The 13,105-nt window shown below is 63.9% G+C and carries 10 protein-coding genes; 4 read left to right on the plus strand and 6 right to left on the minus strand.

What is annotated here, in order from left to right:
• Positions 1-75 precede the first annotated feature (75 nt).
• From MUN81_RS15170 to MUN81_RS15190, 5 genes are all read right to left on the minus strand, one after another.
• Positions 76-888 (minus strand): hypothetical protein, encoded by an 813-nt coding sequence (locus MUN81_RS15170; protein WP_245111729.1) that lies wholly within the window; start codon positions 886-888, stop codon positions 76-78.
• 87 nt (positions 889-975) lie between these two features.
• Positions 976-1,830, minus strand: coding sequence for a hypothetical protein (locus tag MUN81_RS15175; RefSeq protein WP_245111731.1), 855 nt, complete (start codon positions 1,828-1,830; stop codon positions 976-978).
• Positions 1,827-2,501 (minus strand): DUF2306 domain-containing protein, encoded by a 675-nt coding sequence (locus MUN81_RS15180; RefSeq protein WP_245111733.1) that lies wholly within the window; start codon positions 2,499-2,501, stop codon positions 1,827-1,829. The genes MUN81_RS15175 and MUN81_RS15180 overlap by 4 nt, the downstream gene beginning before the upstream one ends.
• Before the next feature lie 92 nt (positions 2,502-2,593).
• Entirely contained in the window at positions 2,594-4,690 is a 2,097-nt protein-coding gene (recQ, locus tag MUN81_RS15185; protein ID WP_348533139.1) for a DNA helicase RecQ, read from the minus strand.
• A 204-nt stretch (positions 4,691-4,894) separates the two neighbouring features.
• Complete coding sequence (locus MUN81_RS15190) at positions 4,895-6,073, minus strand: THUMP domain-containing protein (protein WP_245111734.1); 1,179 nt, start codon at positions 6,071-6,073, stop codon at positions 4,895-4,897.
• A gap of 116 nt (positions 6,074-6,189) precedes the next feature.
• Here MUN81_RS15190 and MUN81_RS15195 point away from each other — a divergent pair, with 116 nt between their 5' ends.
• Positions 6,190-7,587, plus strand: a complete 1,398-nt coding sequence (locus MUN81_RS15195) for a sugar MFS transporter (protein ID WP_245111736.1) — start codon at positions 6,190-6,192, stop codon at positions 7,585-7,587.
• A 36-nt stretch (positions 7,588-7,623) separates the two neighbouring features.
• Here MUN81_RS15195 and MUN81_RS15200 read toward each other — a convergent pair whose 3' ends face one another.
• Positions 7,624-8,169, minus strand: a complete 546-nt coding sequence (locus MUN81_RS15200; protein WP_245111738.1) for an RNA 2'-phosphotransferase — start codon at positions 8,167-8,169, stop codon at positions 7,624-7,626.
• A gap of 289 nt (positions 8,170-8,458) precedes the next feature.
• Here MUN81_RS15200 and murB point away from each other — a divergent pair, with 289 nt between their 5' ends.
• The 3 genes from murB (at position 8,459) to MUN81_RS22730 (ending at position 13,083) form a co-directional block, all read left to right on the plus strand.
• Positions 8,459-9,493 (plus strand): UDP-N-acetylmuramate dehydrogenase, encoded by a 1,035-nt coding sequence (murB, locus tag MUN81_RS15205; RefSeq protein WP_245111739.1) that lies wholly within the window; start codon positions 8,459-8,461, stop codon positions 9,491-9,493.
• A 119-nt stretch (positions 9,494-9,612) separates the two neighbouring features.
• On the plus strand, positions 9,613-10,614 hold the full coding sequence (locus MUN81_RS15210) for a fibronectin type III domain-containing protein (RefSeq protein ID WP_245111741.1): 1,002 nt from the start codon (positions 9,613-9,615) through the stop codon (positions 10,612-10,614).
• 120 nt (positions 10,615-10,734) lie between these two features.
• A complete protein-coding gene (locus MUN81_RS22730) occupies positions 10,735-13,083 on the plus strand; it encodes a phospholipase D-like domain-containing protein (RefSeq protein WP_280638200.1) in 2,349 nt (782 codons plus the stop codon).
• The last annotated feature ends 22 nt before the right edge of the window (positions 13,084-13,105 follow it).

A 13,105-nucleotide genomic window follows, 5' to 3' on the forward strand; every position in this document is an offset into this window, starting at 1 on the left:
AATTCGGCTGGTGAAGTTAGCAACGCAAGCGCGAAGTTACTAATTCACTTAGCTAATAATTTTCTGCCCACCACTTTAGCGTTGCGCCACCGTTTTTCCGGCCCACCATTCGTCGTTCGCCCAGAAGTTATTCCAGCCCACGCGGGCGTATTTGGGGTTGACGTGGGCGTCGCGCTCGCCGATTTCGAAACGGGTGAGAATCTGGCGCGTCACGGCTATGCCCTGCTTCCACACGGCGGGGATGGCGGTTTCGGCCACGGCCTCTTCGCGCCACTCGCCGTCGAAGAGCAGGCCGCCGTTGCGGGTGGCGGGGTTGTGGGTGTAGGTGGCCAGCTCGGGCCGGTGGCCGGGCGGCAGCTTGAAGTCCAGGGCCACGCGCCCGCCGAACTGCCCGCCCAGGCCGACGCTGCTGCTGGCCCGCAGGGCAAAGCTGCCCGTGGCGCAATAAATCGGGGCCTGGGCTTTGTCGTTTTCGTAATAGCCGGCTTGCTCGGTGGTGAGGCGCTGCACCTGCTGCAGCTCAATGCTGCCGCGAAAGGGCGTCACGTCGCCGTAGCAGCGGAACTTGCCGGCCACTAGGTAGCGGCCGGGGCTTTTGGCGTCGGCCTGCACGGTGGTGAACACGAACTCTAGCCGGCGCCCGTCGTAGCCGAAGCAGCCGTTGAGCACGTCCTCGGTGCCGCTTTGCGGCTGGTGCTGCCACAGCTTGCCCAGGTTGGTGCGGGCCAGCAGGGCTTGGCGGGCTGCATTGCTGAGCACAGCGCCCGGGGCGGCCAGGGCCGCCGGTGCGGGCGCTACCAACGAACGGGTGAGGGTGGCGGGCTGGCTCAGGGGCCGCGCCGCGCCGAGCAGCAGCGCAGGAGCCGCCAGCAGCAGATGAAAACGCATAAAACCGCGAAAAACAGTGAGCGAAGGCCGGCTAGGGAGTGGGCTGGTACTTCGGTGCTTCTAACGGCGCATGGCTATGTTTTAGTATTACAGGCTGAGCGAAGGCTTGGGCGAGGCGGCCCACCATTCTTCGTTTTCCCAGTAATCTGTCCAGCCCTGCTTGGCATATTTGGGATTGACTTGCGTTCCCCGGTCGCCCACGCCAAAGTCCGAATAGACTTCCGGGGCGATGACAAATAAGTCGTTTGCTACCAGAAACGGCTTGGAATCGCCGGTTCCATAGCCGGTCCACGCGCCCCTGAGCAGACGGCCGCTGCCCTTAGTGGGGGTGTGTTTGTCAATAATTCCACCCATCACCACCTCCGGCGTCCGACAATACCCTTTGTTGGTGATGTAGAAGTCTAGAAAGGCTTGGCCTGAGAAAACGCCCGCGCCCTGGCGCTGCTTCGCCTGCTTGAAGGTAAACACTGCACTTGCTGTGTACACTCGAGCCGAATCTTCTTCGGGAGCCTGCACATAGCAACTATCAAAATCGGCAATGCGCTGAATTTGAATGGTCCCTTCAAACGGGGTGATGATTTTGTGAAACCGGTCCCGACCACGCACATGAAAAAGCTGCGGCTGGTTGATGTCCCGTGCTACTTCATCGAAGAGCAGCGAAACACTGTAGTGGTCGTGTCCCAAAAAACCAACCATTGTGGGATATCCGTCGGAAAAAGCCGTGTCAGCAGCCCACAGCGGGGCCAAATCGAAATTCTGCAGCAGCGCCAGCATCTCCGGTGTCAACACGTCGGCGGGCGCAATGTCATTATTAGTTAATTTGGCCTTCTGCAGCGCAGCGGTTGGAACCGCAGTCGTAGCGACAGTTTTTGCAACGGGTGGTGCAGTGTGTTGGCAAGCAGCAAGGGCCGCCAGCGTAAATGGGTAGAGGAAGTTTTTCACGCCACCAATTTACTGCGCAGCTCCGGCATAAACTCCCGCAGGAAATACCGCCCCAACCCTACTTCGAGCAGGATTTCCATCAAAATCAGATTGCCCACCCACGAGAGCCAGGTCACCGTCAGGTAGGTTTCTATCGGCTTGGTTTCGAGCACGTAGTACATCAGGTAGCTCTCGCCGCGCAGGGCCAGGGCGGCCAGCGTCACGGCGAAGCTGCGCAACATCCAGTCCACGTGCAGGCTCCACTGGCGCTGGCGGGCGGCGCGGTAGGCCTTCCAGGTGCAGAGCCACCACACCAGGCACTGCAGCGTGAAGCCTACCCGCGCCGCCAGCCCGCCATTGGCGAAGTGCGCCAGGATGAGCCCCGACGGCGCCGCCAGGGCCAGAATGCCGATGACGTAGCCCTTGCCCAGCTGCCGGTGCAGCCCCGGCCCCAGCCGCGCCAGCACCGGCAGAAACTGCAGCAGCCCCAGCACCAGCACCACTAGGCTGGTGGTGATGTGCACGTAGAACCCGAACCGGAACACCGGGTCGTCGTTGGTTTCGTCGCTTTTGGTGGTGAGGAAATGGATGCCCTTTTCGAAAGTATAGTAGGGCAGCGTTTTGGTGAGCATGAGGCCGGCGAAGGCGGCGATGCAGGCAGCGGCAACAAAGAGGATGACTTTTCGGAGCATGAAGGCAGCGGGTTCGGGCGGCAACCTGCAAATAAAAGGCCCGCCGTGGGTAACGGCGGGCCTGCGTAAAATATTGGCTGAGTAGCGCTGGGCTACTGTCCGCGCAGGCGCTTGTGGTAGAGCCCGGCCATGCGCAGCTGGAAGTAGTCGTACTTCTCGCGCAGGTGGTCGAACAAGTCGCGCAGGGTGGCGTCGTTGCCGAGCTGGGCGCGGGCGGTGAGGATTTCGGCCAGCTCCGAGTCGCTCACGAAGTCCTGAATGCGCAGCTCACGGCCTTTGGCGTAGGCCGTGTAGAGGTGGGTTTTCACAGTGCTCAGGGCCAGGCCGCGGCGCTCGGCAATGTCTTCCGGCGCGAGGCCCATCTGGTGGAACTGCACGGTGGCTTCTTCAGAGTCGCCCACCGACTTTTCGGCTTTCTCGGCCTTGGCCAGGCGCGGGCGCGGCTCGTTGAACATGCTGTCCGAATCGGAAGGCACGTACTGGCCGCCGCCGTGCTCCATGATGAGCTTGATGAAGGCTTCGCCGTAGGTTTCAAACTTCTTCATGCCCACGCCCGAAATGCCCAGCATGCCCACGCGGCTCACGGGCCGCTCGGCCGCCATTTCCTGCAGCGTGGCGTCCGAAAACACCACGTAGGGCGGCACGCCCTGCTCGTCGGCAATGGCTTTGCGCAGCCGGCGCAGCTTGTCGAACAGCTGGGCTTCGGGCGTGCCCACAGCAGCCGCAGAGGCGGCATTGGCGGCTTTCTTGCTGGCGCGGGTGGGCTTTTCGGCCTTCTCGGCGGGCTGGAATTTCTTGAGCGGCAGCGTGAGTTGGCCCTTCAGCACCTGGTGGCCGCGCTCCGTGATTTTCAGGGCGTAGCCTTCCTCGTAGGCGATGTAGAACAGGCCGTCGTTCAGCATCTGGTGGATGTAGCTGTACCAGTCGAGGTAGGGCAAATCCGAACCGGCGCCGTAGGTCTTAATCTGGTCGTAGCCGCCTTGCAGCACGGCCTGGTTGCGCATGCCGCGCAGGATGTCAATCAGCAGGTTGATGGCCACCCGCTCGCGGCTGCGGAACACGGCCGAGAGGGCTTTCTGGGCAATAAGCGTCCCGTCGAAGGTGGTGGGCGGGTTGCGGCAGATGTCGCAGTTGCCGCAGTCCTCGCCCAGGGTCTCGGAGAAGTAGTTGAGCAGGATTTTGCGGCGGCAGCTGGCGGCTTCGGCAAACTGCTGCATGCGCTCCAGCTTGGCCGTGTTGAGCTGGGCCTGACGCGCGGGCACGTCCTTGGTCACCATCTCGCGCATCTGCATCACGTCGGCGAAGCTGTAGAACAGGATGGCCGTCGACGGGGCGCCGTCGCGGCCAGCGCGGCCGATTTCCTGGTAGTAGCCCTCGATGTTTTTGGGCAGGTTGTAGTGCATCACCCAGCGCACGTTGCTCTTGTCGATGCCCATGCCGAAGGCGATGGTGGCCACGATGACCTGCAGGTCGTCCTGCAAAAAGGCTTCCTGCACCTTGCCGCGCTGCAGGGGCGTCATGCCGGCGTGGTAGTGCCCGGCCTTGATGCCCTTGGCGCTGAGCTTCTGGGCAATGGTTTCGCAGGTTTTGCGCGAGAGGCAATAGATGATGCCGGGGTCCTGCGGGTGCCGGGCAATGTAGTCGAGCATGGCCCCCACCCGGTCCTGGCCGCCGCGCACCAGCAGGTTGATGTTGGGCCGGTCGAAGCTAGACAGGAACACCCGAGGCTCGCGCATGTTGAGCTGGGTGATGATGTCGCGCTTGGTCAGGCGGTCGGCCGTGGCCGTGAGGGCGATGATGGGCGTGTTGGGGAAGTGGTTCCGCAGCTGGCCCAATTGGGTGTACTCGGGCCGGAAATCGTGGCCCCAGCTCGAAATACAGTGCGCCTCGTCGATGGCGAAGAGGCTGATGTTGACCCGGTTCAGAAACTGCAAAAAGCCGTCGCTCAGCAGCTTTTCCGGCGACACGTACAGCAGCTTCAGGTGCCCGCTCACGGCGGCCCGGGCAATGTCGTTGGACTCCGACTGGCCCACGCTGCTGTTGATGTAAGCCGCCGCAATGCCGTTGGCTTTCAGGGCTTCCACCTGGTCCTTCATCAGGGCGATGAGGGGCGACACCACCACGCAGGTGCCCTGCGATACCACCGCCGGAATCTGGAAGCAGACCGACTTGCCGCCGCCGGTGGGCATGAGCACCACGGTGTCTTTGCCCCCAGAATATTCTGGATGATGTCGGCCTGCATGGGGCGGAAATTGTCGTAGCCGTAATACCGTTTCAGGGCCTGTTTGGCGGCGGGCAGCAGGTCGGGAGGAGCGGTAGTTAAGGTATCGGACATGACGCGGACAGAGTAATTAGATAAAAATAATAGGCGGGGCCGGGAAGTTCCAAGCAGATTAGTTTTGAGCCGGACCCTCGGCCGGCTTCGGTTCCCGCCGTGAGCCCCGGTACAATTCGTACTTCAGCAGCCGGCAGTCAATGGGCCCGTTAAACAGCGGGATGCGCCGCGCGGGCTTCAGCCCCACGCTCTTCGCCGCTTCCAGATTGCCGGTAAACACAAAGGCGTTGTAGCCCTGAAAATTCGTTTTCAGCGTGTCGCCGATGGTCTTGTAGAGCGCCGCCATCTGCGCCTCCTCCCCTATCCGCTCGCCATACGGCGGGTTGGTGAGCACAATGCCGGGCTCCTCCTTGGCCGGGGCTTGCGCGTCCTTCACGTCGCGCACCGAGAGGCGCACGCAGTCTTCGAGGCCGGCGGCCGTGATGTTGGCGGCGGCCATCTCGATGACTTTGGGGTCAAGGTCGGAGCCGGCCAGGTAAGCCTGCGGCTCTTCGAGGCGCTGGGCTTTGGCCTCTTCGCGCACCTGCTCCCACAGTTTGGGGTCGAAGTCGTACCAGTTTTCGAAGCCGAACTTGCCTTGGTGAAACAGGCCCGGCGCGATGCGCTGGCACATCAGGCCCGCCTCGGTGAGGATGGTGGCCGAGCCGCACAGGGGGTCGATGAGGGGCTTTTTGCCATCCCAGCCCGAGAGCAAAACCAAGCCGGCGGCCAGCACTTCGTTCAGCGGGGCCTCGTTGGTGCCCTGGCGGTAGCCGCGGCGGTGTAGCGAGTCGCCGGCCGCGTCGAGGCTGAGGATGACCTCGTTCTCCGTCATGCGCAGGTGCAGGCGGATATCGGGGTTGCGGGTGTCGATGCTGGGCCGCTCGCCGGTACGCTTGCGGAACTGGTCCACGATGGCGTCTTTGGTGAGCTGGGCCACGAAGAGCGAGTGCTCGAACGTGGAGCGGTTTACCACGGGCGTGATGGCGAACGTCTGGCCCGGGCCGATGAAATCCTGCCAGTCGATGCGGCTCACTTCGCGGTACAGGGCCTTTTCATCGGCGGCATAAAAGGCGGCGAAGGGCCGCAGCAGGCGCATGGAAAGCCGACTCCAGAGGGCCACTTCGTAGAGCAGCCGATGGTCGCCGATGAACTCGACGGCGCGCGAGCCCACGTGCGTGATGTCGGCCCCGAGGTCGTATAGTTCGTCGGCGAGGAGTTCTTCCAGGCCGAACTGGGTAGTGGCGGTGAGGTGCATAAGTAGCGCGGACGTTTAGTCCGCGTCCCCGCGCCGCCAGAAAATCCCTGCGGCACCGAAACGCGAACTACAAAGTTCGCGCTACTTTCGCCTTTCGCCGTCCCACTCCTGCATTTATGGCCCTCGCTCCTTCCTCTCCTTCCCTTACCGCTGCTGCCCCTGCCCGCTCCTACGCCGGCCCCATGGTGCTGATGACCACGCTGTTCTTCCTGTTCGGCGCCGTCACCAACTTCAACGACGTGCTGATGCCGTATTTGAAAGACGTGTGCCAGCTCACCGATTTGCAGTCCTCGGCCGTGCAGTCGGCCTTTTTTGGGGCTTATTTTCTGATGTCGCTGCCCGCGGGCTGGGTACTCAAGCAACTGGGCTACCAGCGCGGCATCGTGGTGGGCCTGCTGGTGATGGCCGTGGGCGCACTGCTCTTCATTCCGGCAGCCGATTCCCGGGCTTTTGGGCTGTTTCTAACGGCGCTGGCCACGCTGGGCGCGGGCATCACGCTGCTGCAAGTGGCGGCCAATCCGTACGTAAGCATCTTGGGGCCGGCACGCGGCGCGGCGGCGCGGGTGAGCGTAGTGGGCGTGGCCAACAATTTCGGCGGAAGCCTCTCCCCGCTGGTGGGCGGCTTGGTGCTCTTCGGCGGCTCGGTGGCCCTGAAAGCGCGGCTGGCCGCCCTCCCACTCAGCGAACGCCTGGCCGAAGAATCGCAACTGGTGAAAGGCCCCTACATCGGCCTGGCAGTGTTTCTGGTACTGCTGGCGGCCATGTTTTTCTTTCTTGTAAAGCTGCCCGACATCGAAGGCATTCCGGAAGAAGCTGCTGAGGAAGCCCGGCCCATGGCACCGGGGCGCACGTCGGCGCTGGCGTTTCCGCACTTGGTGCTGGGCGTAGTGGCCATTTTTGTGTACGTGGGCGTCGAAGTGGGCCTGGGCTCCTTCCTCATTCGCTACGGCGAGTCACAGGGCATTCAGCAGCTCTCAGCCTTCACCCAAAGCCTGGTGCGCGGCCTCAACGTAGCCACCAACTACGTAGGCGTCCTCTTCGGCCAGGACCCGGCTCCCATCGACACGGCCGCCGGCTTCACCAAAGCCGTGGGCGCGGTGCTGGTGTCCTCCTACTGGTTTGGCTCGCTGATTGGGCGCGTGGTGGGCATTCCGCTGCTGCTCAAATTCCACAACCGCGCCCTGCTGGTGGCCGTGTGCGCGGCCGGCGTGGCGCTGGTGGGCGCGAGCATCCTGAGCACCGGCGAAACGGCCCTGTGGCTCATCGTGCTCTGCGGCCTGATGAACTCCATCATGTGGCCCGTCATTTTCCCGCTGGCCATCACCGGCCTGGGGCCCTTCACCAAGCAGGGCTCTTCCTATCTGATTATGGCCATTGTGGGCGGGGCGCTCATTCCGCCGCTCATGGGCTGGCTGGCCACGCATGGCGGCGGGCTGCGGGTGGCGTTTGTGGTGCCGGCGCTGTGCTACCTGTACCTGCTGTTTTATGCCATGAGCGGGTACCGGGTGAGGTAAAAGCGGCAAGCAGCCGTTCCCGTACAATTTCCCGCGCTACAGCCCGCCCAGATACTGCGGCGGCACGGCATCGACCAGCCACACGCCGTTGCCAGACTCATAGAAAACCGCGCCGGCCGCGTGCATGGCGGCAGCATCCACGGTCAGAATGTGGGGCTGGCCCCGGCGGGCGCCCACGCGGCGGGCGGTTTCCACGTCGGGCGAAAGATGCACGTGGTGGCGGCTCATTTTCTGCAAGCCGTCGCGCCGGATGGCGGGCAGCGCGGCCGGTGCCGTGCCGTGGTAGAGCACCGCGGGCGGCGTGGCAGGCCGCAACTGCAAGTCGACGGCCACGCTGTGGCCCTGCTGGGCGCGAATGCGGGTACCAGCCTCGTCGAAGGCAAAGCGCTGCTTATCGTTACGGGCCACTATTTCCTGCAACTCGTCCCGGCTGATGGGCACGCCCTTGGCCGCGCAGGCAGCCAGCAGCTCATCCACACTCACCCAGCCGCCCGCCTGTAGCTTCAGGCCAATGGCTTCGGGCCGGTGGCGCAGGTGCAGGCTCAGGAATTTGCTCAGGCGGGTAGTTTGCTTGGAGTGCATGAGGCGAAGTTCGTGGAAGTCGGACAGTACTATCATGCCTGGAATCACTTTTCAGGTCGAGTGACTCGCAACACAGAGATGTGGAAATGCTACTTGCTCTGGCTATGGAATCAGGTACAAACCTTTATTTTCAAGCACAAACACTTTCGTTTTAGCACAAATTTGTCGAGCTGCAGCACAAGAGGCTGCGCCGCGGCACAAACCCACAATACCCGGCACAAGCTTTCGGCGGTCAATGCATCGGCTGGGAGCATCGCCGGCCACGCGCCACGGCCGGTACCTTTGCGCCATGCTACTCGAAGAAAACGTCTCCCTCCGCCCCTACAACACCTTTGGCCTCGACGTGAAGGCCCGCTATTTCGCCCGCTTTGCCTCGGCTGATGAGCTGCGTGAGCTCCTGAAGCTGCCCCAAGTGCAGGCTGCCGACAAGCTCATTCTCGGCGGCGGCTCCAACCTGCTGTTCACCCGGGATTTCGACGGCGTGGTGCTCAAGAACGAGATTCGCGGGCTTGAAATCATGAGCGAAGATGCCGACGACTCAACGGCCCTTGTCCGCGCCGGGGCTGGCGAAAGCTGGCACGGCCTCGTGGAATACTCGCTGGACCAGCAGCTGAGCGGCATCGAGAACCTCTCCCTCATTCCCGGCACGGTGGGCGCGGCGCCGCTGCAAAACATCGGCGCCTACGGGGCCGAGCTGCGCGACACTTTCGACCACCTCGAAGCCGTGGAAATGGGCACCGGCGCGCTGCGCGTGTTCACGGCCGGCGAGTGCGGCTTCGGCTACCGCGAAAGCGTGTTCAAAAACACCCTAAAAAACCAGTTTGTGGTCACGGCCGTGGTGCTACGCCTGCACCGCCAGGCCCGGCCCAACGTGCGCTACGGCGCCATTGCCGAAACGCTGGCCGAAATGGGCATCGAGGGCGAGCCCACCCCGCACGACGTGAGCCGGGCCGTGGTGCACATCCGCCGCAGCAAGCTGCCCGACCCGGCCGAAATCGGCAACGCGGGCTCTTTCTTCAAGAACCCCGAAGTGTCGCAGGCCAAATTCGACCAACTCAAAAGCCAGTACCCCGACCTGCCCGGCTATCCCGTGCCCGGCGGCGTGAAGGTGCCGGCCGGCTGGCTCATCGAGCGGGCCGGCTGGAAAGGGCTGCGGCGCGGCGCCGGCGCCGGCACCCACGGCGTGCACGCCCGCCAGGCCCTGGTACTGGTGAACCACGGCGGTGCCACCGGCGCCGAAGTGCGCGCCCTGGCCGAAGAAATCATTGCTTCGGTGCGCGAGCAGTTTGCGGTCGAGCTTCACCCGGAAGTTAATATTTTGTGATAAAATAGCATTGCAGCAAAGTCGGTCATTTATTGTGAATGAGTGCAGCAAATGAAGAATTTATAACGAGATTTGCGTAAGCTCTTCTTTCTCGGTCTACATATTCTTCAATTCACGCCATGACCAAGCTGCTCACTTTCGTTTCGCTTTTTGCCGGCCTGACGGCCACCGCACAGGCCGCCCCCGGCCCCGCCGCTCCTCCCGTTCTCACCGTGAAAGCCGCCCGCGCCCTCGGGGCCGGCAGCACCGTCACGGTGCGCGCCGTGGTGATTAACGGCGCCGAGATGGGCAACATTCGCTACATCCAGGACGCCGAGGCGGGCCTGGCCCTGTATGCCCAGCCGGCCAAACTGCCGGGCTACGGCGAGCTGCACGCCGGCGACAGCATTCAGGTGACGGGCCAGCTCAAGCTCTACAACGGCCTGCTGGAAATGGACCCCATAACCTCGTTTCACAAGCTGGCCGGCGGCGTGCGGGTGCGCGCCTTGCAGGTGCCCCTGGCCCAGGCCACCAGCGCGTTTGTGGAAGCCAACGAAGGCCGCCTGCTCGAAATAACGGGCGTACCGCGCCTGCTCACGCCCACGGGCACCCCCGTCACGGCCCTGGCCGGCAACGCCAACTACCTCCTCAACGGGCAGCCGGGCACGCTGGTGCGGGTGGGCGCGGCCAGCACCGGCCCGGGCGGCCTTGTCGACGCCACGCCCCCCACCGAAACGTTTGACCTGCGCGGCGTGCTGAGCCAGTACTCGCCCAGCGGCACGGGCGGCTACCAGCTGCTGCCGCGCCTGGCCTCCGACCTGGTGCTGGGCGGCGGCCTGCCCCGCCTCACCGAAGAGCCCGTGCCGGTGGACGTGAGCCCGACGGGCTTTACGGTGGTGTACTCGACGCTGAACGCCGGCGACACCCGCGTGCGCTACGGCCTCAACGCCCAGGAGTTGAAGGAAATCCGGACCGATGCCACCCTCACCACCCGCCACAGCCTCACGCTGAGCGACCTGATTCCGGGCACCACTTACTACGTGGAGGTGAGTTCGCGCAACGCCGCCGGCACCGAAACGGCCGCGCCCGTGCCGTTCATCACCAGCAGCGGCAAACGGAGCCGGCCGGGCACCAAAAATTAAGCGGCAGTGTTGGGCCGGCCGTGGGGCGCGAGGCCGCTGGTTTCGTTGAAATTCAGCATCTTTGTAATTCGGCTTCCCACATTTTTAAAGACCTAACCGTTTCATCACACTCGCTTCTTTATGAAGAAATTTACCCTGCTGGCGCTGCTGGCGTGCGCCACCTCGTGGCACGCCGTGCAAGCCCAGACACCCATTACCATTGCGGCGGCGCGGGCCCTGGCCCCCACCACCAACACCACCCAAGGGCCCACCGTGACGGTGCGCGGCACGGTGACGAACGGCGACGAGCTGGGCTCGTCGGTGAGCATCATTCGCTACATTCAGGACGGCACGGCCGGCATCGGGGTGTACACGACGGGCGGCGCCACGGGCCCGCTGGTGTCGCAGCTCGTGCCCGGCGACAGCATTCAGGTGACGGGCGGCCTCAAGATGTTCCGCGGCCTGCTCGAAATTGACCCCATCACGTCGGTGACCGTGCTGGCCGGCAACCGGCCCATTCCGGCGCCGGTGGTATTTCCTTCGGCCCAGGCGGCTTCGGCCTACGCCGAGCAGTACGAGGGCATGCTGGTGCGCATCAACGGCCTGACGTCGGTGAACACGACCGGCGGGGCTTCAGTGACGTCGTTCACGGCCAACACCACCTACCGCCTCAACAACAACTCGACGCTGGTCACTTACGTGCCCACCAACTCCAACGGCCCCGACGGCCTCATCGGCAAGCCCAGCCCCACGGGCACCTTCGACGCGGTGGGCATCATGAGCCAGTATAGCTCGTCGGCCACGTCCACCACGGGCGGCTACCAGCTGCTGAACCGCAAGTACCCGGACTTCATCCAGGGCCTGACGCCTAACCTGACCAGCACGCCCAAGCCGACCAACATCAGCACCACCGGCTTCACGGTCACCTTTAACACCGCCAACGCCGGCAATACGCAGCTTTCGTACGCCACCAGCCCCACCGGCACGTTCACGACGGTGGCCGGCAACACGGCCCTCACCACCGCCCACACCCAAACCCTGACCGGCCTGCAGCCGGCCACCGTGTACTATGTGCAGGCCGTGTCGGTGAACAGCGTGGGCCGCTCGGAGTCGCGCGTGGTGCCCATGATTACGGCTTCGCTCTCGTCGGGTCGCATGCGCACCTACTTCACCCGCCCCGTGGATAACACGCTGGCCCTGGCCGGCAACGCCGCCGTGTACGCCCCCAACGGCAGCGTGGCCGACACGCTGGCCCGCTACATCGGCCGCGCCACCCAGACCCTGGACATCACCATCTACAACTGGAACAACGCCGCCATTCTAAATGCGGTGAACGCCGCCCAGGCCCGCGGCGTGGCCGTGCGCGTGATTTACGAAGACGACAACGCCAACGTGAGCATTGGCAGCCTGAACGCGGCCATCCCGCGCATCTTCCGCCCGGCCCAGACCGGCAGCAGCGGCAGCTCCATCATGCACAACAAGTTTGTGGTGATTGACGCCAACAGCACCAACCCCAACGTGCCCATGGTGTGGACGGGCTCGACGAACTGGACCCCGGCCCAGCTCAGCACCGACCGCAACAACGTGGTGACCGTGCAGGACCAGAGCCTGGCCCGCGTGTACGCCTTGGAATTTAACGAGATGTGGGGCAGCGCCACGGCCACGCCCGGCACGCCCTTGTTTGGCTCGCGCAAAACCGACAACACGCCCCACTACCTCGTCATCGGCGGCAAGCAGGTGGAATCGTGGTTTTCGCCCACCGACAACGTGAACGCCCACCTCATCGAAACCGTGCGCACGGCTGACTATGACATGCACATCCTCTCGATGCTGGTGACGCGCACCGACATCGGCCGCGCCATTGCCGACCAAGTGATGCAGCGCAACATCGCGCAGTGCTCCGACGGCCTCACCAACGACACCAGCGGCGTGGCCGGCTTCGTGTTCCGCACCATCCGGGGCGGCATGGGCACGCGCTACCTGCTCGACAACCGCACCGGCATCATGCACCACAAAACCCTGATTGTGGACGCCAGCGCGCCGCAGTCGGACCCGACGGTGTTCGTGGGCTCGCACAACTGGACGGCTTCGGCTGACACCGAGAACGACGAAAACACCCTCGTTATTCACGACCAGCGCATTGCCAACCAGTACTATCAGGAGTACGCCGCCCGCATTGCCGAGCAAAACCAGGGCGTAACGGCCTGCCGCATTGCCCTGGCCACCCGCACCGGCACGGTGCAGGCCAGCACCATGCAGCTCTACCCCAACCCCGCCAAGGGCAGCTTCAACCTGCACCTTGCAAGCACCTCGGCCCGCACGGCTACCGTGGTGCTGCGCGACGCCACCGGCCGCGTGGTGCTGACGCAAACCCAGCCCCTGACCGGTGCCGACCTGACCATCGACGCCACGTCGCTGAAAGCCGGCCTGTACATGGTGCAAGTGACGACCCCCGAGGCCACGCAGGTGAGCCGCGTAGTGGTGCAGTAACCTCTTGCCTACCCATAAAAAA

Source organism: Hymenobacter sp. 5317J-9, assembly GCF_022921075.1.
Lineage (GTDB): Bacteria > Bacteroidota > Bacteroidia > Cytophagales > Hymenobacteraceae > Hymenobacter.

Excerpts from the sequence above, each read along its gene's own strand:
- MUN81_RS15195 (WP_245111736.1), top strand. The coding sequence starts at position 6,190 with ATGGCCCTCGCTCCTTCCTCTCCTTCCCTTACCGCTGCTGCCCCTGCC.
- MUN81_RS15170 (WP_245111729.1), bottom strand. The coding sequence starts at position 888 with ATGCGTTTTCATCTGCTGCTGGCGGCTCCTGCGCTGCTGCTCGGCGCG.
- MUN81_RS15190 (WP_245111734.1), bottom strand. The coding sequence starts at position 6,073 with ATGCACCTCACCGCCACTACCCAGTTCGGCCTGGAAGAACTCCTCGCC.
- murB (WP_245111739.1), top strand. The coding sequence starts at position 8,459 with ATGCTACTCGAAGAAAACGTCTCCCTCCGCCCCTACAACACCTTTGGC.
- recQ (WP_348533139.1), bottom strand. The coding sequence starts at position 4,690 with ATGCCCACCGGCGGCGGCAAGTCGGTCTGCTTCCAGATTCCGGCGGTG.
- MUN81_RS22730 (WP_280638200.1), top strand. The coding sequence starts at position 10,735 with ATGAAGAAATTTACCCTGCTGGCGCTGCTGGCGTGCGCCACCTCGTGG.
- MUN81_RS15180 (WP_245111733.1), bottom strand. The coding sequence starts at position 2,501 with ATGCTCCGAAAAGTCATCCTCTTTGTTGCCGCTGCCTGCATCGCCGCC.
- MUN81_RS15200 (WP_245111738.1), bottom strand. The coding sequence starts at position 8,169 with ATGCACTCCAAGCAAACTACCCGCCTGAGCAAATTCCTGAGCCTGCAC.
- MUN81_RS15210 (WP_245111741.1), top strand. The coding sequence starts at position 9,613 with ATGACCAAGCTGCTCACTTTCGTTTCGCTTTTTGCCGGCCTGACGGCC.